The organism is Nocardioides alkalitolerans DSM 16699, from assembly GCF_000426525.1.
Lineage (GTDB): Bacteria > Actinomycetota > Actinomycetes > Propionibacteriales > Nocardioidaceae > Nocardioides > Nocardioides alkalitolerans.
In genome coordinates this window covers 151,114-169,657 of the sequence record NZ_KE384533.1, presented here as the reverse complement: position 1 = coordinate 169,657, position 18,544 = coordinate 151,114, and the positions used below count along the sequence as shown (strand labels likewise).

The 18,544-nt window shown below is 71.7% G+C and carries 31 protein-coding genes; all 31 read right to left on the bottom strand.

The window, feature by feature from the left end:
* Positions 1-11: 11 nt before the first annotated feature.
* The 31 genes from K329_RS0117630 to K329_RS29760 all read right to left on the bottom strand — a co-directional run bounded on the left by K329_RS0117630 (position 12) and on the right by K329_RS29760 (position 18,510).
* Positions 12-1,454 carry a terminase large subunit domain-containing protein gene (locus K329_RS0117630; protein ID WP_052337064.1) on the bottom strand — a complete coding sequence of 481 codons (1,443 nt, stop codon included), beginning with the start codon at positions 1,452-1,454 and terminating at the stop codon, positions 12-14.
* Positions 1,455-1,468: 14 nt separating this feature from the next.
* Positions 1,469-1,792: a hypothetical protein gene (locus K329_RS0117625; protein WP_211225900.1), complete on the bottom strand. Its 324-nt coding sequence runs from the start codon at positions 1,790-1,792 to the stop codon at positions 1,469-1,471.
* 101 nt (positions 1,793-1,893) lie between these two features.
* Positions 1,894-2,196 (bottom strand): HNH endonuclease, encoded by a 303-nt coding sequence (locus K329_RS0117620; protein WP_028474081.1) that lies wholly within the window; start codon positions 2,194-2,196, stop codon positions 1,894-1,896.
* Positions 2,197-2,487: 291 nt separating this feature from the next.
* Positions 2,488-2,688 (bottom strand): hypothetical protein, encoded by a 201-nt coding sequence (locus tag K329_RS31040; protein ID WP_157571813.1) that lies wholly within the window; start codon positions 2,686-2,688, stop codon positions 2,488-2,490.
* Positions 2,685-3,458: a hypothetical protein gene (locus K329_RS0117610; protein WP_028474079.1), complete on the bottom strand. Its 774-nt coding sequence runs from the start codon at positions 3,456-3,458 to the stop codon at positions 2,685-2,687. Before K329_RS0117610 ends, K329_RS31040 begins: the two co-directional genes overlap by 4 nt.
* Positions 3,455-3,826: a hypothetical protein gene (locus tag K329_RS0117605; protein WP_028474078.1), complete on the bottom strand. Its 372-nt coding sequence runs from the start codon at positions 3,824-3,826 to the stop codon at positions 3,455-3,457. Before K329_RS0117605 ends, K329_RS0117610 begins: the two co-directional genes overlap by 4 nt.
* Positions 3,827-3,829: 3 nt before the next feature.
* Entirely contained in the window at positions 3,830-4,093 is a 264-nt protein-coding gene (locus tag K329_RS0117600; RefSeq protein WP_028474077.1) for a hypothetical protein, read from the bottom strand.
* On the bottom strand, positions 4,084-4,737 hold the full coding sequence (locus K329_RS29765) for a hypothetical protein (protein ID WP_157571812.1): 654 nt from the start codon (positions 4,735-4,737) through the stop codon (positions 4,084-4,086). The genes K329_RS0117600 and K329_RS29765 overlap by 10 nt, the downstream gene beginning before the upstream one ends.
* Entirely contained in the window at positions 4,719-5,525 is an 807-nt protein-coding gene (locus K329_RS31510; RefSeq protein ID WP_211225899.1) for an HNH endonuclease signature motif containing protein, read from the bottom strand. Before K329_RS31510 ends, K329_RS29765 begins: the two co-directional genes overlap by 19 nt.
* Positions 5,522-5,917, bottom strand: a complete 396-nt coding sequence (locus tag K329_RS0117585; protein ID WP_028474076.1) for a hypothetical protein — start codon at positions 5,915-5,917, stop codon at positions 5,522-5,524. The genes K329_RS31510 and K329_RS0117585 overlap by 4 nt, the downstream gene beginning before the upstream one ends.
* Positions 5,914-6,732 carry a hypothetical protein gene (locus K329_RS0117580; protein ID WP_028474075.1) on the bottom strand — a complete coding sequence of 273 codons (819 nt, stop codon included), beginning with the start codon at positions 6,730-6,732 and terminating at the stop codon, positions 5,914-5,916. The genes K329_RS0117585 and K329_RS0117580 overlap by 4 nt, the downstream gene beginning before the upstream one ends.
* A complete protein-coding gene (locus tag K329_RS27660; protein WP_157571811.1) occupies positions 6,729-7,202 on the bottom strand; it encodes an HNH endonuclease in 474 nt (157 codons plus the stop codon). The genes K329_RS0117580 and K329_RS27660 overlap by 4 nt, the downstream gene beginning before the upstream one ends.
* A complete protein-coding gene (locus tag K329_RS27655) occupies positions 7,199-8,062 on the bottom strand; it encodes a hypothetical protein (protein WP_043644131.1) in 864 nt (287 codons plus the stop codon). Before K329_RS27655 ends, K329_RS27660 begins: the two co-directional genes overlap by 4 nt.
* A gap of 507 nt (positions 8,063-8,569) precedes the next feature.
* Positions 8,570-8,773 (bottom strand): hypothetical protein, encoded by a 204-nt coding sequence (locus K329_RS0117555; protein ID WP_028474073.1) that lies wholly within the window; start codon positions 8,771-8,773, stop codon positions 8,570-8,572.
* On the bottom strand, positions 8,770-9,042 hold the full coding sequence (locus K329_RS0117550) for a hypothetical protein (protein ID WP_028474072.1): 273 nt from the start codon (positions 9,040-9,042) through the stop codon (positions 8,770-8,772). The genes K329_RS0117555 and K329_RS0117550 overlap by 4 nt, the downstream gene beginning before the upstream one ends.
* A complete protein-coding gene (locus K329_RS0117545) occupies positions 9,039-9,323 on the bottom strand; it encodes a hypothetical protein (protein ID WP_028474071.1) in 285 nt (94 codons plus the stop codon). The genes K329_RS0117550 and K329_RS0117545 overlap by 4 nt, the downstream gene beginning before the upstream one ends.
* Complete coding sequence (locus K329_RS0117540) at positions 9,320-10,231, bottom strand: hypothetical protein (RefSeq protein ID WP_028474070.1); 912 nt, start codon at positions 10,229-10,231, stop codon at positions 9,320-9,322. Before K329_RS0117540 ends, K329_RS0117545 begins: the two co-directional genes overlap by 4 nt.
* Positions 10,228-10,680, bottom strand: a complete 453-nt coding sequence (locus tag K329_RS0117535) for a hypothetical protein (protein ID WP_028474069.1) — start codon at positions 10,678-10,680, stop codon at positions 10,228-10,230. The genes K329_RS0117540 and K329_RS0117535 overlap by 4 nt, the downstream gene beginning before the upstream one ends.
* Entirely contained in the window at positions 10,677-10,850 is a 174-nt protein-coding gene (locus tag K329_RS31030) for a hypothetical protein (protein ID WP_157571810.1), read from the bottom strand. The genes K329_RS0117535 and K329_RS31030 overlap by 4 nt, the downstream gene beginning before the upstream one ends.
* A complete protein-coding gene (locus tag K329_RS0117525) occupies positions 10,850-11,470 on the bottom strand; it encodes a hypothetical protein (protein WP_028474068.1) in 621 nt (206 codons plus the stop codon). Before K329_RS0117525 ends, K329_RS31030 begins: the two co-directional genes overlap by 1 nt.
* Positions 11,467-13,149 (bottom strand): SNF2-related protein, encoded by a 1,683-nt coding sequence (locus K329_RS27650; protein WP_043644126.1) that lies wholly within the window; start codon positions 13,147-13,149, stop codon positions 11,467-11,469. The genes K329_RS0117525 and K329_RS27650 overlap by 4 nt, the downstream gene beginning before the upstream one ends.
* On the bottom strand, positions 13,146-13,565 hold the full coding sequence (locus K329_RS0117515; protein WP_028474067.1) for a hypothetical protein: 420 nt from the start codon (positions 13,563-13,565) through the stop codon (positions 13,146-13,148). The genes K329_RS27650 and K329_RS0117515 overlap by 4 nt, the downstream gene beginning before the upstream one ends.
* Positions 13,562-13,813, bottom strand: a complete 252-nt coding sequence (locus K329_RS0117510) for a hypothetical protein (RefSeq protein WP_028474066.1) — start codon at positions 13,811-13,813, stop codon at positions 13,562-13,564. Before K329_RS0117510 ends, K329_RS0117515 begins: the two co-directional genes overlap by 4 nt.
* Positions 13,810-14,049 (bottom strand): hypothetical protein, encoded by a 240-nt coding sequence (locus K329_RS0117505; protein WP_028474065.1) that lies wholly within the window; start codon positions 14,047-14,049, stop codon positions 13,810-13,812. Before K329_RS0117505 ends, K329_RS0117510 begins: the two co-directional genes overlap by 4 nt.
* Entirely contained in the window at positions 14,046-14,513 is a 468-nt protein-coding gene (locus K329_RS0117500; RefSeq protein WP_028474064.1) for a hypothetical protein, read from the bottom strand. The genes K329_RS0117505 and K329_RS0117500 overlap by 4 nt, the downstream gene beginning before the upstream one ends.
* A gap of 124 nt (positions 14,514-14,637) precedes the next feature.
* Positions 14,638-14,823 carry a hypothetical protein gene (locus tag K329_RS0117495; protein WP_028474063.1) on the bottom strand — a complete coding sequence of 62 codons (186 nt, stop codon included), beginning with the start codon at positions 14,821-14,823 and terminating at the stop codon, positions 14,638-14,640.
* Positions 14,820-15,098, bottom strand: coding sequence for a hypothetical protein (locus tag K329_RS0117490; protein WP_028474062.1), 279 nt, complete (start codon positions 15,096-15,098; stop codon positions 14,820-14,822). Before K329_RS0117490 ends, K329_RS0117495 begins: the two co-directional genes overlap by 4 nt.
* Positions 15,091-16,230 (bottom strand): hypothetical protein, encoded by a 1,140-nt coding sequence (locus tag K329_RS0117485; RefSeq protein ID WP_028474061.1) that lies wholly within the window; start codon positions 16,228-16,230, stop codon positions 15,091-15,093. The genes K329_RS0117490 and K329_RS0117485 overlap by 8 nt, the downstream gene beginning before the upstream one ends.
* Entirely contained in the window at positions 16,227-16,526 is a 300-nt protein-coding gene (locus K329_RS0117480) for a hypothetical protein (protein ID WP_028474060.1), read from the bottom strand. The genes K329_RS0117485 and K329_RS0117480 overlap by 4 nt, the downstream gene beginning before the upstream one ends.
* Positions 16,523-17,074: a hypothetical protein gene (locus tag K329_RS0117475; RefSeq protein WP_028474059.1), complete on the bottom strand. Its 552-nt coding sequence runs from the start codon at positions 17,072-17,074 to the stop codon at positions 16,523-16,525. Before K329_RS0117475 ends, K329_RS0117480 begins: the two co-directional genes overlap by 4 nt.
* Positions 17,071-18,510, bottom strand: a complete 1,440-nt coding sequence (locus K329_RS29760) for a ParB/RepB/Spo0J family partition protein (protein WP_084541419.1) — start codon at positions 18,508-18,510, stop codon at positions 17,071-17,073. Before K329_RS29760 ends, K329_RS0117475 begins: the two co-directional genes overlap by 4 nt.
* Between the last annotated feature and the right edge of the window lie 34 nt (positions 18,511-18,544).

Sequence of the window (18,544 nt, the reverse complement as noted above, 5' to 3'; positions counted from 1 at the left end):
CCACCACCTCCTCAGCTCATGACGACGGCGCGACGGGCGCCGGCCGACTGCCGCTTCTTGCGGATCGACGAGGCGAACAGCGCGAGGGTGATCGCGACGAGGGGCGCGATGTTGACCGCGGGGTCGGTGCGGTCCCACCCGAACGCTCCGGCCTTGCCGATCGGGCGGCGTCGTACGCCGGCGATCGCCGCGGCGATGACGTCCTGGTCGCAGTGGGTGAGCAGGTTGCCGTTCGCGGCCGCGAGCCATCCGCCGCAGGCCTGGCCCATGACGGCGCCCGAGCCGCTGACGACCTTGACGCCTCGGGCCTTCAGGGTGGGGATCATCGACGCGGCCGGGGATTGGGAGTCGATCACCACGGGGACCCGGCGACCGGCGGCCTGGACGATCCAGTCGATCGCGGCGGGCTCGTCGATGCCGGCCCACACCTCCTCGAGGTGGGACTTCTCGCCGTTGGGCCAGCACGCGGCCACCGAGATCTCGCGGGCGTGGGACATGTCGACGGCCATGCCGTCGGGCCGGGCGCCGTAGTCGGGGCCCTCGTCGGTGAGCAGCGTCCACGCGGCCGCGCGGAGCACCGCGGTGTGCACGGAGACCTGGTCCCAGATGCCGAGCGCCTCGCGGTTCCACGAGTCGGGGCTCTTCAGCTTCTTCCGCAGTCGCAGGAGTGCGCGGTAGGTCGTGCGGTGCGGGAAGGATGGGTTGGCCTTGCGCAGCTGCTCGGTGTCCATCGGCTCGGCGCCGCGGTCGGCGCTGGTCTCGATGTACAGCGTGGTGTCGGACTCCCCGTCGAGGGCTTCTTGGCGTAGCGCGGTGAAGTACTCGCCGGCGTCCTTGGGTCGCGGCGGTGTGCCCATGACGAAGAACAGCGGGTTGGGTGCGGTGTTCTGGGTGGCGCCCAGGTCCTCGAGCGTGGACTCGGGGAGGATCTGACCCTCGTCGCACACGAGCACGTCGACGCCGGCAAACCCGCGACCGAACCCGGACTCACGCGCGCCGAACAGGATGCGCGAGCCGTTGTTGAAGAGGATCGCCTCGTCGCCCTTGCCGCGCAGAACCTGGCGGATGTGGGGCGCGACCTTGGGTCGCAGCGACATGCCGTCGAACTGGTCGAACGTCTCGCGGGCGGTGGACTTGCGGTGCGCGGTCCAGATCACGGTGGTGCCGGGCTCGAGCAGGCACAGCGCGAAGATGATGCACGCGATCAGGTACGTCTTGCCGGCCTGACGGGGGATAGAGATGGCGACGGTGTCCGCGGCGTACGACCCGTCGGCGCGCTTCGCGAGGATGAGCCGGCCGCCGCCGTCCTGCCACCCGTCGAAACCCCACCCGAGCCGGTGGCAGGTGTCGCGCACCTTGGGCCAGCTGGTCGCCGCGATCTCCGCGGGCGCCACGACGTGGCGCGCGACCGCGGAGAGCGGGCGATCGTCAGTGGCGGGTGCAGCGGCCGGCATGGTTCAGGGGCACCTCAGTACCCCGTCCCATCCCACGCCTCGTCGTCGGTCTTCACGACGACCGAGTGGTCCTCGTCCTCCGCGATCTCGATGGCCTCGACCTCGCGGCCGATCTCGAGCTGGCGACGCGAGAGTGCGGCGAGGTCGCGGGCCGGGGTGTTCGGGTCGTCGAGTCGACGGGCGATGACAACGCGCATCGCCCGCAGCTCCTCGAGGCGCGAGCCCGACTGCGCCGCGGCGAGCACGGTGCGCGGCTTGCGCTTCTCCGCCTTCTCCTCAGCGGTCTCGGGGGGCGTCTCGTCGGGTCCGACCGAGCGGAGGGTGGGCTTGCGGGGCATTGGGACCACCTCCCCGCAACGTGGAAAAACGGGATGGGGGGTGCTCGCCTATGCCAAGAGGGGCGAGACCGGGTGGGGGCGGGGGACCCTCCCCACCCCCCTCACCACCAACAGCGATCGGTGACGAAGACCCTGATCGTGACCAGGCCGGACTCATCGGTCTTGTCCGACTTCACGCGGTTGCACAGGCGATGAGCTGCCTGCTTGTTCTCCAGCGTGTCCGCGCCGCCCTTGGCCAGCGGCACGATGTGGTCGACCACGAAGGCGCCCGGGTCGAGGTGGGGAAGCCCGTAGTCGATGTCCGCGCCGCAGATCCCGCACGGCGGCTTGGCTCTGCGGATCTGCGCACGGTGCCTGTCACGCGTCGTGGTGTTGCGTGCGGCCCGGGGCTGCGTCGTGCTCATCGCTGCCCGCCTGGTGCTCGAGCGCCCGCCTCAGAGCGTGAGGGGGGTGGGGGGTAGCTCGAGGGGAGGGGGGTGTCGTCCTGCACCAGGGGGTCACCTCCCTGACAGCCCATGGGTGACGGTGCAGCCGGCCCGAGACGGGGGAGACTCGGGCCGGCTGTCCGCCCGACGAGGGGGCCCCATGCCTCCACGTGGTCGGGATGCAGCGAGCCCCGCGGCCAACGAGGGCGGCGGGGCTCGGGTGCAAGTCAGGTGAGGATGACAGGAGGGTGACGCAAAATCGTTGTGCTGTCAACCTCTGGGCCGTCGCCGGCGTGTGCGTTCGGCCGCGATCGCGCGCACCGACGCGAGGTCGTACAGCGCGATGCCGTCTGGGCTCATGCCTACGGGCTGTAGCAGCCCGTCACGGTTCGCCCAGGTGCTGATCGTGGTGCGCGCCAGTCCGAGGGTCTTGGCGGCGGACGAGAGGGTAACCAGGTCGCGGGCGGTCATCGCCAGGTCCATCCCTCGCCCGTCTCGTCGCCGGCGCGGATGCGCGCTAGGAGATCTCCTAGGTCGGACCACGGCACGGTGACCGCGATGTCGCTGTGGAAGAACGCGAGATGGTCGGGCGTGGCACGGTTGCCGTTCCATCGCACCGGGCGACCGTCGACGCGGTCGAGCTGCAGGGGCGTGTGGACGATCGCGTCGACGTCGCGGATCTCGATGTGCGCGAACCGGCTGAGGGGCAGGAGGGCGGCCCGGACGGCTCGTCGGAGTACTGCACACCACTCGGCGCGGGTGGGATCGGGGAGGCCGCGGGCCTCGAGCCAGTCGTAGAACCCCTCGGGGCAGCGGCCGTCGTCGAAGCCGTACCGGTCGAGCAGCTCGGCGGCGGCCAGGTGCAGGCCGGTGGTGGCCTGGCGCAGGTCCTCGACGAGCTGCCCCATGGGCACGAGCACGCCGACGTGGCGCATCGCGGGTCCGAGCTGGTCGGGCCCGAGGAAGGCGTCGACGGACCGGCCATCGACCTTGGTCGCGCGGATCGGGTTGTGGCTGGTCGAGACGTCCTCCACCTCGACGCGGTGCGGACTGGCGGGCAGCAGCATGGTGCGGACGTACCCGCGCAGCACGTGGTGCCAGTCGATCTCGTCGTGGGGGATGCTGGCGGCGTCGAGGGCGTCCCAGACGTCGTCGGGCATGTCGCCGTCGTTGAAGCCGTGGTTGCTCAGGAGCGATTCGGTGGAGAGCCACAGCCCGGGAGGTGAGGTGGTCTCGGTCACTTGGCGTCTCCGGCCTTGACGTGGCGGGTGATGGCGATCGGCACCCGGTTGCGGCGCGAGACCTCCCACGTGCTGGCCGCGAGGGCCTGATCGGTGCCCGTGATCATGTTCATCGTCTTGTTGATCTGCTCGTCGGGGCCACTGGTGGTGTCGATGCCCATGCCGCCCCCGATGACGTTCAGGGGGCCGCGGACGCCCTGCTCCCAGTCGAGGATGGTGTAGGCGACGTCGCCGAACAGCGAGGCGGTGGCGAGCACGTATCGGCCGTCGTCCGAGACAGCTCGGACCCGCCAGCTGGTGGCCTTGCCGTCGAAGCGGAGCCGGTCATCGACAGCGAGAGCGACGTTGGTCGTGTCGTTCAGGGGCATGGGTCAGTCTCCGATCAGCGTGTAGGCGTCGGGGTCGTGCCCCGTGTGGTGGGCGTGGCCAAGGGCGCGCATCGCGGGCTCGTCGAGGACGCGCGCGACGGCACGCACGGTCTCGCCTACGATCCGGCCGACCTCGAGCGCGACTTCGCGCAGCGTGAGGCGCTTGACGAGCTCGGGACGTTGTCGCCCGGGGTGCCCGAGGGTGAGGCGGACGAGCTCGGCCGAGACGGCGGCCTCGTGCTCGGGGGTCATGGGTGTCAGGTCCATGGGTGCTCCTGTCGTGGTGAGCAGGTCGCGGCGTGGGGCATCGCGAGGAGCTCGAGGTGAGGGTCGTGGTGCTCGTCGGCCATCAGTGCTCGGGCCAGGACCCTGCCACGACGTGGTGACACTGCGGCGACGTTGCCGGCGGGGTCCTCGTGAGGGTTGAGGGGCTGGCGCTTGCCGCCCGGGCCGTTCGGGCCGGCGACGGTGATGGCCCAGATGATGTCCGCGCCACAGCGGTCGCAGGTGGCGATCTCTGCGGGCAGCGGCCGGCCGGTGGGCGCCGGGCCCGGCCGTGGCCTGGTCGTCGACGTGGCGGCCTCTGGTGGTGGGGGCGCGCTGCCCTGGTCGTCGTAGTCGGTGTCGTCGAGCTCCCACGACTCGTCGCCCACCAGGTCGAGCACGGTGTCGAGGTGGCAGTCGGGGCACCGCGACACGTACAGCCGGAGAGGGTGCAGGTCGCCCTCGAGGACACCGCGGGCGGTGAGCGTGAGCTCGAGGCTGCCGCATCGGCCGCAGGCGCCCATGTCGTCGACGTGGAGCCGGATGGTCGTCGGGGCCTCGGTCTCCCAGGCGCTCCAGGTGACCGGCACGCCGTCCCACATCGGGGGGAGGTCGTGCGCCCGCGGCGTCAGTGCTTCCGCTGCCACGACCACTCCTGGGCGAAGAGGGCGAGTCCGGTGGGGTCGAGAGGTCGCCGGTCAGAGGGGTCGGTCGGCTCGTAGCGGTACATCACCCCCTGGGGTGCGAGTAGGGCCGCGGCGCCCTCAATGTCGGAGTCGGGAACGTCGTCGCAGAGCACCAGCAGCATGAACGGGTTCTCCGGTGGCATGCGGTCCACGCTGGTGCCGATCGACAGGCTCCCGCCGATGCTGACGCTGAGGCGCATTGAGCGGGACAACGTCGGCCGATCGATGTAGAAGGCGACGCCCGGGTATCGACGCTCCAGCTCCTCAACAAACGCGTGCAGTGCACCCTCGGCGTCCAAACCCGTTCGTGTCAGTAGCCCGACACGTGACCCTCTGACCATGCAGTCGACCAAGTAGCCGAACGGGGCGAACGGCGAGGTCTCGCCCTCGAACGGCGGGGGCTCTTCCTCGGGGGCGAACTCTGCGGCGGGCTGGCTGACGGCGCGCTGCCGGTTGCACCGACGGTGAACGGCGTGCTGGTTCTCCAGGCTGTCGGCCCCGCCATCGGCGAGAGGCACGATGTAGTCGACCGAGGCGCTGTCCGGGCCGGTATGCGAGGGCGCGTAGTCGATGACCCCTCCGCAGATCCCGCACAGCGGCTCGGCCTGGCCCCACTGGACGTTGACGGTCTGCGGGGTCGACATACGGTCCAGCACCTTCACGCCCACCATGAGGACGAGGAAGGCGAGGAGGAGGCCCAGAGCGACCCCGAGGGCCACGCTGGTGGTGTCGCTCAGGAAGGTGCTCATGCGGTGTACCTCCTGATCTGGCCGTCAGGACGGAGGATGGGGCCGAGGACGAAGTTGGGGTCGTCCGTGGGGTCGGTGTCGTGCTCGAGGGTGCGGATCGCCAGGAGGTCGACCACGAGGCCGCGGTGGCCGCTGCTGCCCGTCGACCGAAACACCACCCAGGAGCCGAGCTCGCGGACGTACACGCGTTCGTGGCTGCGGCTCCAGCGGGCCTCGTAGCTGAGGTCGGCGGCGAGCATCTCGGTGGTGAGGTCGAGCATGGCCTGACGTCCGCTCGTCACGTTGGGGCAGAGCACCAGCGCGGTCTTCGTCTCGGCCGCGAGTACTTCGATCAGGTCGGCGGTCATGGCCGGGGTGAGGTACGGCAGGTTGCCTGCCGGGGCAGTGGTCACTGGGTTGCCTTTCGGTTCGGGTCTGTGGCCTTGAGGTGGTCGGACAGGGCCTGCCAGGAGGCGGCGTAGTAGCGGGTCTCGCGGAGCCAGGAGTGCGAGACCGTGGGGTCGGTGGCGCAGGAGCAGGTGTCGCTGCCGCACACGCAGGGCACGCGCTGGCCGCTGCTGTCCCGTTCGCGTTCGCAGCGGATGATCCCGGCGCGGACGTAGACCACGAGGGACCGCTGAGCGCAGTGGGGGCAGTCGCCCGAGAGGTCCATGCGGTCGTCGCCGTCGAGGAGCTGCTCGCCCAGGTCGAGGGCGTACTGCAGATCGGAGAGCAGGTCCCGGGCCAGGGCGACGCCACGGACGCCGTACGTGAGCTCGCGGACGGCGTCGATGCAGCCGACGACGCTCGAGCGGTCCCCGTCGCGGGTGGCGCGGACCAGCGCACCCAGGCGTACCGGTACGACGCCGGCGGCCTCGTACGCCCCGATGAGGCGGCGCAGCTGGTGGCGGAGGATGACGTCGATCTCTGCGGCGGTCGCCCAGCCGCCGATGTTGCCCGGGGCCGGCGCGGCCGCGAGCCCGGGGAACCCATTCGCCTGGGCGAGGCGGGCGTCGGCCTTGTGCTCGGCGTACGCGGCGCCGGCCTTCAGGCGGGTGGAGTGGGCGACGTAGGGACGGCGGGCCTGGCGGGTGTCGGAGAGGGCCTGGATCAGTGGGGCGTCGGCGCGGATCTTGGTGAGCAGCACGCTGATGTCGACGAGGAGGTCCTCGAGGACGCGGCTCTGGTGGCCGGCCGTGGGTGCGGGCTCGGTGTTGCTGCGGCTCACGGTGCTCCCGTCTCGGTGGTGCTGGGTGGGGTGGTCAGGTACATGCCGTCGTCGTCGAGCCAGGTGAGGCCGCGTGCGAGCTCGACGGGGACCAGGCGGGGGTCGTCGCGGTCGTGGACGAGCCAGCCGGCGGTGTACGCGACGCGGCGGTTGGCCTCGACGCGGCCGTGGCAGCCCGTGGTGCCGGTGCCGCAGATCGCGAGAAGGTTCGAGGCCTCGTTGATCCCGGCGCGGCGCTTGCCGCCCATCTGGCGCGGGTTGCGGTGGTGGCGTGACCAGGGCGTGCCGGCGAGGGGGCGGTCGCAGATCTCGCAGCGGCCGCCGCACCGTGCGGCCACGATGTCGCGGACAGCGGACGAGGGGCCGGTGTCGCGGCGCCGGGCGACCGGCTTGCGGCCCGTGCGGCGCATCGGGGTGCGGCGCAGGCCCTGGCCCGGCTGAAGCGGCGTACGACGCTCAAGGGGGCTCATCGGTCACCGCCCGCGAGTCGGTCTGCGGCGCAGGAGCGGCAGGTGCCGGCCTGGTCGAGGGCGACCCAGTCGTGGACGTCGCAGCGGGCCGCGACGACGGCGAGGCGCTGCCCGGGAGGCGGCAGCGATCGCCAGGTGCCGAGGAACGCCGCGACCGACACCGGCGGGGTGGGCCGGCAGGTGCGGACCGCGACGTCGACGAGGCGGGCGTCGCCGTGGGTGTCGACGAGCTGCTCGAGGTCGGCCAGCTGGGTGCGGGTGAGCTGGTCGAAGCGGAGGGCGGCGAGCTGGGTGTGGCCCTGCAGTCGAGTCCGGAGGATGTCGACTGCGACCGGCAGGCCGCCGGCGACGTTGGTCGGTTCGGCGGTTGACGATGCGGCCGCCGCGGCGGGTACTGCTGCGGCAGCAGCAGTTTCTACCTCTACCTCTACCTCTGGGGGTGTGACAGCGGCGTTTGTCACGCGTGACGTACGGCGTGACGCCCCGGCGGCGCGGGGACCATCACCAGGCGCCGCGGCGGACGCCTGCTTCTTGCGCTCCCGGTACGCACGCTGGCGGTCGCGCTCAGCGGCGCGCTTGCCCTCGAGAGACGCGGCGGTCTCCTGAAGGTCGTCCCACCAGCGGGCGATCCGGTAGCCGTTCTCGACCTCGACCCACAGGCCCTCGCGGAGCAGCGCGGCAACTCGCTCGGCAGGGTTGTGCGGGGTCAGACGGATGATCGCCGCGGCGGGGATCATCCCATCGGTCTCGTGGTCGCCAGCGTAGGCGAACGCTCGAACGAACAGCATCTCGGCCTCGTCGCCGGCAGCGATGATCGCCGGGTCGAGGTAGTAGTTCGTGGGGAGCTTGACCCAGTCCACTCAGGGGCCTTCCTGTGAATCATCGGTGGGGCACACGTGGGTGCGGTGCCAGGGGAGGTCACGGGCCTCGGACTCGGCCGCGGACGACGAGCAAGAGCGGACGACCATCAGCTCCGCGATCAGGTCGACCGTCCGCCAGGCGCGGTTCGCCCAGACCGGGAACGCACCCGCAGACGAGTCGTCGCGGCCCGAGAGGACCTTGGGGTCGAATGGTCGGCGGCCGGCGCCGTGCGGGGAGCCGAACCACACGACGACCTGGTGACAGCGACGGCACTGCGGCGCCGACCGGGACCTGCGCCGGCTCACGCAGGCACCCGCTCGAGCTCGTCGACCTCGGCCCGGGCCGCGGCGATCAGGCCCGCCATGGTCAGCGCCGGGTCCGGTGCCACCTCGGCACGGCCCGCGAGAGCCGCTGGGGTGTGCTCCGCGCACCGCCACCCAGGCAGGTAGCGACGCCACGACTCCCGCGAGCACGACGGCACGCTGCACACGGGGCGCGACGCGCGCCTACGCACGACGCACCGCCTCGTCGGGCTCCTCGTCAGGGCCAGGTGGCGCCGCGCGGAACGGGTCCGACTCGCTCGGGTGCGCCGTCATGGCGAAGCCCACCGGGCTCGCCGTGGCGTCCCCGACCGTCGTCTCCGGCTCGCTGTCCGAGACGGTCAGAGACGCGACCGTGAAGCCGAGGACGCGGAGCTTGAAGGACCTCACTGCGCACCCACCTCGAGTCGGCCGTGCTCAGCGACGACCAGCACGACGGCCTGGTCCTGGTGACCCGCCCAGCGGTCGGTGTCGATGCCTCGGTCCAGTGCCGTCGAGAAGGGGCAGTCGCGGAGGTCGATACCGCTGTCGCGGCACTCTTTGGAGTGGAGGACGTAGACGACCTGCTCGGCCGACACCGCCCGACCGAGGTGCTTCGTCTCGTGCCGAGACGCGCCCACCTTGGCCTCGATCTCGGTCGACGGCACCAGCGCGCTCATCGGGCAGCCTCAGCGGTGACGGCGATGACCTCGCGGACATCGAAAGTCCAGCGGCGATCGGGGTCGCCGTAGGGGCTTCGGGCAGCAGCCCGCAGCCCGCCACTCGCGATCACGCCGCCGGGGATGTTGGTGACCTTCCCGGGACCGACGCTGATCCCGCCACGCAGGTGCACCGTGACATTCGCGTCGCTGCGCTTCCAGTCGCTGAGGACGAGAGCCCACTCGGCGGGGCTCACCTCGTACTTGCCCTCGGGGACGGCCTGGTGCGGGTGGTCGCTCATCGCTCACCACCGCCGTCCTCGCGGTCGAGCTCGTGGGCACGGGCAACGACGCGAGCGGCGTGCTCGTCCGACACCGACGCCCGCGCAGCCTTCGCCTCAGGGGTGCCGAGAGAAGACCGCTCGATCAGGTCCTCGATCGACCGGCTGGGCTCACCGCCCTCGGTCTCTACGGGCACCCACGGCGTGGCGGGGCGACGGCGCATGACCTTGCCGTCGAGGAGCGCGGCAGCGCTCGCCCGCGCCTCGTTCAGGTCGGTGAAGGGGCCCCTCCAGCCGTCGTAGACATGCCGTCCCACCTCGCGCGTGTAGTCGACGCCGTACTCCCACTCCTCGCGGGTGGCGGTCGCGACGAGACGCGACCCGTACTCGTCCCGCTCGCCCACCACAGCAGCCTTGTCGCGAGCGAGGGTCTCGATGTGGGCTGCCGCGTCTCGCAGCAGTGCGTCCCGGCGAGGTGCGGGCGGGACGCTTCCGGCAGCGCCTCGCAGGGTGTTGATCATGGCGGCGCTCGTGGAGTCGATCGGGGGGTCGGTCATCGCTGAAGTGCAGGGCTCCGCCGCGGGCAGGAGCACCCGGACGGGGACCGCCCCGTGGTCGTGCAGCTGGATAAGCCAGAACAGCTTTCGCAGGACGGCCGCGGCCTGCTGCCACTTCAAGGTCGCGACGTGCTGGGTGTCGGCGGCCTCGCGGAGACGGTCGATCGCCTGGCCCATCGCGTCGTCGTCCGGGTCGACCTGAGCCGTGGTGAGGCTCGGGGCCAGCTGGACGCCGGCGGCGATCAGCTGGGTGGCGACGTCGGAGCAGACCTCCCGGCCGCTGGCGGGAACGTCCGGGGCCGCGGGCCAGTCCCACCCGAGGTGCTCCACGAGCAGCTCCGTGAGGCGGGCGTGCTGAGAGATCGTCGTCACGGGGTCACCGCCGTGTCGGTCGCCTGGTGGTCAGCCCACACCGTGCCGTCGGCGGAGCGGTGCTGGGCCTCGTGGCCATGGGGCAGGAGGCAGTAGAGACGGAAGTGGCGGATGCGCTCGTTCTCAGCCCCGAGGGCTGCATGGTCGTGCGGCTTGTAGGAGGACGTGCACGCCGGCAACGCGGGGTCGTCCCAGCGGCCGGCCGTGCCGTTGCTGCTCCACCTGACACCGCACGGCTCGCAGAACGGGCCGTCGTCGTAGTCGCAGTCCTGCCAGCAGAACGGGCACGACGGAGGCGGGAACTCCAGGTCCGGGGGCTGGTGGCGAGTGCCGTCGTGAGGTTCCTCGTCGGGCTGCTTCCCGCACTCCACCGGCCGGTGGTCCACGACCTCGACGATCACGCGGCATGCGCTGCCGTCGTACCTGGGCTCGAAGGGGTGGGGCTTCATCGGGTCACCGCCCTGATGTGGGTGGGCTGGGTCCATGCCGTGCCGTTGCTGGTGCGGTGGTCGCCGGCGTGGGCCCGGGCACGGATGCACGTCAGGCGGGCACGGGCCGAGAGAGCGATCTGCGCGTCGCAGCGCTCCACGGGGGTGCGGGCGATCGTCGAGGTGGCCATCACGGGTTGCACCCGCACTCGGGTCGCAGGTCGGGCATGCCCTCGCCGGCGACCAGGGCCTCGAGCTCACCCGGAAGCGGGTCGCCCAGGAGGCGGCCGCAGCCGTTGCATGCGACCTTCACGTGCACGGTGCCGCCCAGACCGGAGGTGGAGTACTCGTTCGGGGTCCACGGCCGGGAGCCGGCCGGGCGGGCGTTGATGACGGCCGCCGTCTCCCGGGCCAGGCCGGCGATGAGGTGGCGCAGGCCGTCGAGCTCGATCGAGTCGGACACGGCGCGGTCGAGGCGGTCGATCGCCACCGCGGCATCGTGGCCCGGCCCGAACGAGCGGACCCACGCGAACAGCTCGGCGCCGGTCGGGTGACACATCGGGTCCCACGTGCGGGGAGGGAGGTCGCCGGTGGCGGGGGAGTCGAGCCTCACCCCGGCCTTCTCGAGCGCGGCCGCGGCGTGCTTGCGGTGGTAGGTGCACGCGTCGGGGCGTTCGTTGTCCTGGTTGGGGAGGTGACCGCCCATGACGCAGATGACGTGCGCGATCGCGTCGGTGAGCGGGTGAGGTGCGGGCGGGTCGAGCTCGTTGACGCGAGCGCTGATGGCCATGCGGCCGGTCAGGTTGGTCATCGTGTGGTCTCCGATCGAGAGAGGACGGCGTCGACCAGGAGCCGGACGCGGTTCATGCCGGCGTCGTTGGTCTGGACGAGGGGGAGGTTGGGGTCGCGCAGGGGCTCCGACTGCTGGCGCTTCAGCTCGAGGACCTCGGCCATGAGCGGGTCGGTGCCGTCGTCGGTGATGAGGAAGTAGGCGGCGACGGTCGCTTCCTGGCCGTCGCGGGCCAGTCGGCCAATGCACTGGTTGTGCATCTCCGGGGACCAGTCGAGCTCCCCGAACACCGCGATCGAGCAGACGTGCTGTAGCCCGTCGAGGCCGGCGCCGGAGCGCAGCGACATGATCAGGACGCGGGCTTCGCCGTCGACGAACGCGGCCTTGGCGGCGTTCTTCTGGTTGGTGGACTCCGAGCCGCTGTAGAGCACCGGGTTGAACTCGGCCAGGGCGTCGAGCCAGTGGTCGTAGACGGCGCGGTGCCATCCGAACAGCACGACCTTCTCCTCCGACTCGAGGAGCAGCCGGACGAACTCAGCGACGTACGACGCCTTCCCGAGTCCGGTGGCCTGCCGCATCCGCCAGTCGATCTCACCCGACGCGCGGAACCGCTCCTTGGGGTTGGCGTCGGAGTCAGCGATGAGCTGGGCCAGGGCGGTGACGTCGCCGGCGATCGCGTCGAGCTCGGAGGGGTCGTGGTCGATCGTGTGGACGATGCGGATCGGGTCGGGGATCTCGCGGTGCACGTCGGTGCGGGTGCGGCGCAGCATGAGGCCCTGGTCGCGCAGGTAGGTGCCGAGCGCGCCGGGGTCCTTCAGGCGGACACGGTCGTGGGCCATCTCCGTGCCGCCCCACTCGCGGAAGAACTCCTGGCGGGAGCCGATCGCGTCGGGGGCGAGGATCTGCAAGATGGAGAAGATCTCGCCGCCGTAGTTGTAGACGGGGGTGGCGGAGAGGCCCATGCGCCACGACGCGGGCTCAGCGAGGCGCTTGGCGGCGATGTACTTCGCCGAGCCGGTGCGACGAAGCTCCTGGACCTCGTCGAAGATGACGGTGCGGACCTGGCCGGCGAGGTGCTCGGACCAGCCGGCCAGCTTGGCGTAGTTGAGGATCAGCACGTCGGCCTCGACGTCGTACGCCTGGCCGCGGGTCGCGACGTGGGTGGTCAGCCACGGCAGGGACTTCGCGACCTCCCCGGCCCACTGCTTCGGGAGGTGAGTGAGGGTGACGACGACGGCCGGGAGAGTGTCGGGGTCGCGCAGCATCAGCAGCGACGAGAACGTCTTGCCCAGGCCGACGTCGTCAGCGAGGAGCAACTGTCCCGTGGAGAGGGCGAGGTCGGCCGCGACGAGCTGGTACTCGCGGGCCGGGCGGGCTGGCTCCTTCAGGTCGAGGCGGTGGTCGCCGGCGAGGATCAGGGCGCGCGTGCTCTCCCGCTCGCGGTGCTCGGCGGCGAGGTCGGACACCACGACCGCGGTGGGCTTGCTCATCTCGAGGGGGTAGCGGGTCAGGAGCCACTCGAGGTCGCGGGCGACCTCCGGGGTTGCGCGCAGCCACAGGCCCGGGGTCGAGCGCTGCTCCATGCGGGGGAACATCCGCTTCACCCGCATCGTGACCCACGGGACCGTCTGCAACACGAACAGGCCGCCGTTGGAGGTGGGCTCCCACGAGAGCGTCCCGAACGTCGACGGGGCGGTCATCGCAGGCCCCCGATCCACTCCACCGTCACGGGGGTCTCATCGATGAGCCCCTCGAGGGAGCGGTGCGAACTGCGGGTGGTGACGAGGATCAGCCAGTCGACGTCGGGGGCGTAGCGGCGCAGCTGCCGCTCGACGGTCTCGGCCGACGACGCGACCTTCACCTCGATGCCGACGAACGCGTGCGGGGTCGTCACCAGGAAGTCGATCCGGCCGTCGGTGAGGCGCTCCTCCCGGGACACGACCATGGGGTGGCCGGTCGGTGCGCGGCGGGCCGCCTCGTCGAGGACGTTCGCCAGACCGCGCTGCAGCTCGGCCTCGCCGGCGTACCGGAAGGACGCTCGGTCGAGCGCGTCGACGAGGTGGTCAGCGGAGGTCTGCGCGAACGGCCGCCGGCGGGCGCGGTGGTCGCTGATCATCGGGTGCTCCTCGATCGGGGCCGGCGGTACCAGCTGATGCGGTGGACCGTCGCGTCGGCCTCGGGCTCATGACCCGGCTCCATGACGACGGTGGTGAGGTGCTGTCGGCCGACGTGCTTGCCGCGCTCCTGGACGCGCACGGCGTCGACCAGATAGGTGCGGCCGGTGCCGGTGACGATGTAGTCGCCGGGCTCGACCGACCGGACCATGTCGACGTAGAGGGCCGCGGACTCGCCGGGGCGCTTCACCGGGTCTTCACCACCTTCGGGCGGGCCCCGGCACGCTGGGCGCGACGGAGCTCGACCTCGGCACGGAACCCCGACGGGGCGGGCAGCGCATCGAGGGCGTCGGCCACCCGGTTGGAGAGGTCGACGTACGCCTTCGCGGCCATCGGGGTGGCGACCTCGCACGCGGCGCCCGCCTCGAGCAGCCCGTCGATGAGGCGGGCGACGTCAGCGATGTCGGAGAACTCAACGCGGATCATCGGTCGCCGCCCGGGAGGAGCGCGGGGACCGTGCCCGAGGCGTAGGCCTCCTCGATCTGCGGGAGCACGTGCTCACCGACGGTGCGGCCCGACGGGAGGAGGAAGTGCATCGCGAACTCCTCGTCGAAGGTGACGATGCCCGCCTCGACGGCCTCGAGCTTGGCCTTGATGACCAGGGAGAGGGCGCGCCACCGCTGCCGCACGGCCTGCTCGTAGGCCTTCTCCTGCGCGGCGGCGGTGCGCTCGAGCCCGCGGTCAGGGGTGTGGGTGAACGTCCGGTCCTTGCGGTCGGGCATGGGCAGCACGAACCGGACCTGGCGGCCGTCGAGAGCGAAGCCGACGATCGCGCGGGCCTCGTCCCACCCGTACATGAACTGGCGGGCGCCGTACCGGCTCAGGGTGCGCTCGATCTCCGAGCGCGACTTCTCCGAGGTGACGTCGGTGTTCTGGGCGTAGGTAGGCATCAGCGCCACCGCCCCGGGCCCGGCTGGCCGCAGAACACGCACACGCGGCCGTGTCCGGGGACGTTGAGGTCCTGGTGGCCACCGGTGAGGAGGCACACAATCCGGTCGAACAGACGCCGGCGCTTCATCGGTCGCTCCCGATATCGCGGCCGCGGTCCCGGGCGCGGTCCTGGGCGTCGGTCTCCTGGTTGCGGAACAGGCGGAACGAGATCTGCCGCCACAGCCAGTCGCCGGCGCCGATGAGCGCGAACGCCAGGAGCAGCCCGACGTACGGAAGCAGCACGAGCACCAGCTCGTTGTCCTCGTTCATGACGCCGCCCTCGACAGACGCCGGTGGTACGGCCGGGCGACCGGGGCCGCCTGGGCCGGGGCCTCGTAGAGCAGCACCGAGCGGGTCGTGTTGCCGGAGCCGGGGACCTTCGACGCGGGCTTGATCGAGAAGGCGCCGGGGCTGAGCAGCTTGGCGTTGGCTCGCGCCACCAGCCCGGGCAGCTCCTCGGTGGCCTCGCGGCACAGATCCGTGATCGAGCACGACTCGTCGCGGATGGGCCACATGGCCCGGAAGGTGATCGCCGGCTCAGACACCGCGCACGCTCCCGGCCGGGCGGATCGACTGGATCTGCACCAGGGAGGTGTCGTCGCCCGCAGCCGTGATGACGAGCGGGGCGTGCGGGCCTGACACGCTGACGTCGAGTAGGTCGATGACGCCGAGCACGTTGGCCAGGGCGTGGCGCAGGAGTCGCGAACCGACCCGGACCCCACCGACCGCGGCACCACGGCGCGGCCAGGGCATCTCGACCCGGGCGGCGCCTGAGCGGCTCGTCGCGGCGAGGACCAGGGAGTGCTCCCCGAGGTGGAGGTCGATGGCCTGGTCGGGGTCTCGGCTCTCGAGGCGGCCCACGGCGTGGAGCAGGTCGAGGGTCGGGATCTCGGCCGTGGCCACCGGTGCCGCAGGGGCGGGAGTCAGCGGCCAGCGCTGGTCGATGGTCCGGATGTGAGCGACCCGGCCGGGGGTGGTGAGCCGGACCCACGGCGCGCGTCGCCCGGGCGCCGTGGCGATCGTGACGGGGAAGCCGGTGAACAGCATGCCGCGGGCGGCGCGGCCGAGCTCGACCGCCGGGACCACGACGTCCAGAGCGTCGACGCCGGCGGGTTCGTAGCCCGCGTTGAACGTGGCCATCGTGTGCTTCGACCCCGCCGTGGCGATCAGCGTGCTGCCCTGTGAGGTGAGACGGACACCGCCGTACACGGCGAAGAGGCTGTCGAGCTCAGCGAACCTCGCCGCAGCGGTGGCGGTGGTCGCGAAGAGGTCGCCCTGGATCTGGCCGTGGGTGACCCACTCGACGTCGGGGCCGGGGTAGTCGGTGTGCCCGGGCGCGATCTCGGTCGAGAGCTCGCCGCGCACGTTCGGGGTGCGGACGCTCAGGGTCGGCACGACGCCGTCGGTGACCTGCAGCCACACAGTGCCGGCGCCGACGTTCTTGAACAGGCGCTGCGCGGCGGTTCCGTCGATCCACGCCTGGCCGCTGGCCAGGACGTCGGCAGGCACAGACGCTGTGTGGGCATGGGCGGCGTCGAGTCCGGTGATCCGGACCTCCCCGGAGTCGGCGTCCGCGATGACGCTCACAGGAGCGGCGTGCTCCTCGTCGGGGTAGGCGAGGACTGCCCATGTCAGGGCGTCGTCGAACAGGGCGGGCGAGGCGATCGTGGCCTTCACGAGGGGCTCCCAGGGGGCTCGGTGATGTCGAGGTCGCGGAGGTGGCGGGCGATGTCCTGGTGGATCTCCTCGACCCGCAGGCGGTCGCCGCGCATCTCGTCGCGCACGGTCACGGCGATGTCGTAGGCGGCCGGCCCGGCCACCGGACCGGGGCGGGTGAGGCCCCACGCGGCGCCGTTGCTGAAAGCGCACAGCCACACCTCGACGAGCATGTTCATGACGTCGCGGCCAGCGGCGGCGGAGAAGTGGACCTCGACGACGCGGGTCTCGTCGCTGGTCTTGGACGGGTCGCTCATGCCGGTCCCTCCACCTTGCGGATGAAGGCGAGCGCGGCGGCTGCCTTGCGGAGGTCGATGCCGATCTCACGGGCCAGGACCCGGGCGATCGGGAGGTCCACGGCTGGGGTGCCGTGGCCAGTCTTGGCGGGCCTGACCCACCCGACGTGGCGTTCGTCGACGTAGAGGTGCGCGGCGTCGCCGCCACCGGCAGCTACGACACCCGCTCGGTCCAGGACGTCGAGGGCCCGGACGGTGAGCGGCTGTGTCGGGTCATCGGGTCGCTTGGTGGGCGCGGCGATCGTCCCCACCAGGTAGGTGGGCTCGATGGGCAGCACGTCGATGTCGATGCGCTCCTGCTGCAGGGCGTCGACACGGATCAGGAGCCAGTTCGGTCCGACGTACTCGACGCCCTCGATGTTGACGCGGAAGAGGGGCCCGGCCCAGTTGGGCTCGGCGCCGTGCGTCTCGTAGTCGGGGCAGTAGTCCTCGCAGCACGCGCAGCAGACGCAGGGCGGGTTGGTGAACAGGACGCGCGGGTCCAGCAGGGTGGTGGTCGGGTCGCTCATGCCGGCACCGCCTCGGCGTCGGCCTCGTCGCCCTCGGTCTCTGCCTCATCGGCGCGGCGTACGGCGTCGATGTAGGGGACCTCGACCTCGTGCCACTCGTGGCCAACGGACTCGAGGTAGTCCAGCCAGGGCGCCAGGAGCATGTGGGTGAGGTCCGGCTCGGCACCCGAGTAGCCCTCGGCGTCGAGCTCGCCGTCGGGGGCCAGGGCGAGGACCTCGGTGAAGATGCGCGCGACGCGGGCCGGGGAGGCCTCCCGGAGGTCGGCGAAGTGGTCCCGCCACGACTGCAGGCCCGGGCCGGACCACATGTCCCACGTCTCGCCCGGCAGGTCGAGACGCTGCACGTACGTCTCGTGGCCGTACCGCTCGACGTACAGCTCGATGAGGGACGGCAGCGCGGCGCGGATGAACTCGATGACCGCGGGCCCGCCCTTGGCGACGTGGGCTGTGGCGGTCTCGGTTGCGGTGTCGAGGCGCACCTTGCGGGCGGCGGTCTTCATCTCGGCGTGCGCGCGGTCCGCGGCAGCCGCCTCTTCCTCGCTCTCGCGACGCGCCGCCTCGGCCGCGATCGCTGCCGGGTCCTGGTCCGCCGCGACGTGTGCCGACTGGTCGGCGCAGTAGATGATCAGGCGGGCGACGTCGCCCAGGTAGCCCGGCCCGCGCACCCCGTACTTCACGTGGCCGGCGTGGTCGGCCACCGCGTCGCGGGAGATCGCGGTGAGGCCAGCCTCTCGAACGAAACTGCCGTACGCGTTGAAGTCGGTCGGGAGGTCACCGACGTTCGGCACGCCCTCCTGCTCGAGCGCGGCGACGTCGGTCGCGATCTGGGCGGCGACCTCGCGGGCCTGGCGGGCGCGCGCCAGCTCGTACTGGAAGTTGTAGGTGCCCGCGGCCTTCTCGAGCTTGGCCGTGGCCTCGGGGTCGTCGGCGAACTCGACCAGCGCGAGAGAGTCCTCGATCGTGACCTGGCCCTCGTGGACCTTCTTCTGGGTGCTCTTCTGCAGCCGGAGGAGCCGCAGCCGCGTGGACACGGTCTTGGCGGCGCGACCGGTCTTCTGCGCGATGTCCTTCTGCTTCAGCCCGAGGTCGATGAGGGCCTGGTAGGTCTCGGCCTCCTCGATCGGGGTGAGGTCGACCCGCGAGGAGTTCTCGAGGTACATCGCCATCACCTGGGTGGCGTCGGTGTCGAGGTCCTCGCGGACGATGCAGGGCAGGTCCTTCAGGCGGGCCTTCTTCGCGGCCGCGTGGCGGCGGTGTCCGGCGATGATCACGAAGCCGTCGGCGCCGTCGGCCGCGGGCGCAACGACGAGGGGCTGCACGAGGCCGTGCTGCTTGATCGACACCACGAGCTCGTCGTCCGCGACGGCCTGGTGGCGAGGGTTCTTCGGGTGGGCGGACAACTCCCGCAGCGGGATCGTCCGGACGGTTGTGGTCATGGGTGGGGCCTTTCGGAGTGGAGGCGTGGTCGGC

Excerpts from the sequence above, each read along its gene's own strand:
- K329_RS0117480 (WP_028474060.1), bottom strand. The coding sequence starts at position 16,526 with ATGAGCGACCCGTCCAAGACCAGCGACGAGACCCGCGTCGTCGAGGTC.
- K329_RS29760 (WP_084541419.1), bottom strand. The coding sequence starts at position 18,510 with ATGACCACAACCGTCCGGACGATCCCGCTGCGGGAGTTGTCCGCCCAC.
- K329_RS0117620 (WP_028474081.1), bottom strand. The coding sequence starts at position 2,196 with ATGAGCACGACGCAGCCCCGGGCCGCACGCAACACCACGACGCGTGAC.
- K329_RS27650 (WP_043644126.1), bottom strand. The coding sequence starts at position 13,149 with ATGACCGCCCCGTCGACGTTCGGGACGCTCTCGTGGGAGCCCACCTCC.
- K329_RS0117545 (WP_028474071.1), bottom strand. The coding sequence starts at position 9,323 with ATGAGCGACCACCCGCACCAGGCCGTCCCCGAGGGCAAGTACGAGGTG.
- K329_RS0117475 (WP_028474059.1), bottom strand. The coding sequence starts at position 17,074 with ATGAGCGACCCGACCACCACCCTGCTGGACCCGCGCGTCCTGTTCACC.
- K329_RS0117600 (WP_028474077.1), bottom strand. The coding sequence starts at position 4,093 with ATGGACCTGACACCCATGACCCCCGAGCACGAGGCCGCCGTCTCGGCC.
- K329_RS0117625 (WP_211225900.1), bottom strand. The coding sequence starts at position 1,792 with ATGCCCCGCAAGCCCACCCTCCGCTCGGTCGGACCCGACGAGACGCCC.
- K329_RS0117505 (WP_028474065.1), bottom strand. The coding sequence starts at position 14,049 with ATGATCCGCGTTGAGTTCTCCGACATCGCTGACGTCGCCCGCCTCATC.
- K329_RS0117605 (WP_028474078.1), bottom strand. The coding sequence starts at position 3,826 with ATGCCCCTGAACGACACGACCAACGTCGCTCTCGCTGTCGATGACCGG.
- K329_RS27660 (WP_157571811.1), bottom strand. The coding sequence starts at position 7,202 with ATGAGCCCCCTTGAGCGTCGTACGCCGCTTCAGCCGGGCCAGGGCCTG.
- K329_RS0117550 (WP_028474072.1), bottom strand. The coding sequence starts at position 9,042 with ATGAGCGCGCTGGTGCCGTCGACCGAGATCGAGGCCAAGGTGGGCGCG.
- K329_RS0117525 (WP_028474068.1), bottom strand. The coding sequence starts at position 11,470 with ATGACCAACCTGACCGGCCGCATGGCCATCAGCGCTCGCGTCAACGAG.
- K329_RS31030 (WP_157571810.1), bottom strand. The coding sequence starts at position 10,850 with ATGGCCACCTCGACGATCGCCCGCACCCCCGTGGAGCGCTGCGACGCG.
- K329_RS0117495 (WP_028474063.1), bottom strand. The coding sequence starts at position 14,823 with ATGAACGAGGACAACGAGCTGGTGCTCGTGCTGCTTCCGTACGTCGGG.
- K329_RS0117515 (WP_028474067.1), bottom strand. The coding sequence starts at position 13,565 with ATGATCAGCGACCACCGCGCCCGCCGGCGGCCGTTCGCGCAGACCTCC.
- K329_RS0117630 (WP_052337064.1), bottom strand. The coding sequence starts at position 1,454 with ATGCCGGCCGCTGCACCCGCCACTGACGATCGCCCGCTCTCCGCGGTC.
- K329_RS31510 (WP_211225899.1), bottom strand. The coding sequence starts at position 5,525 with ATGAGCACCTTCCTGAGCGACACCACCAGCGTGGCCCTCGGGGTCGCT.
- K329_RS31040 (WP_157571813.1), bottom strand. The coding sequence starts at position 2,688 with ATGACCGCCCGCGACCTGGTTACCCTCTCGTCCGCCGCCAAGACCCTC.
- K329_RS0117535 (WP_028474069.1), bottom strand. The coding sequence starts at position 10,680 with ATGAAGCCCCACCCCTTCGAGCCCAGGTACGACGGCAGCGCATGCCGC.
- K329_RS0117500 (WP_028474064.1), bottom strand. The coding sequence starts at position 14,513 with ATGCCTACCTACGCCCAGAACACCGACGTCACCTCGGAGAAGTCGCGC.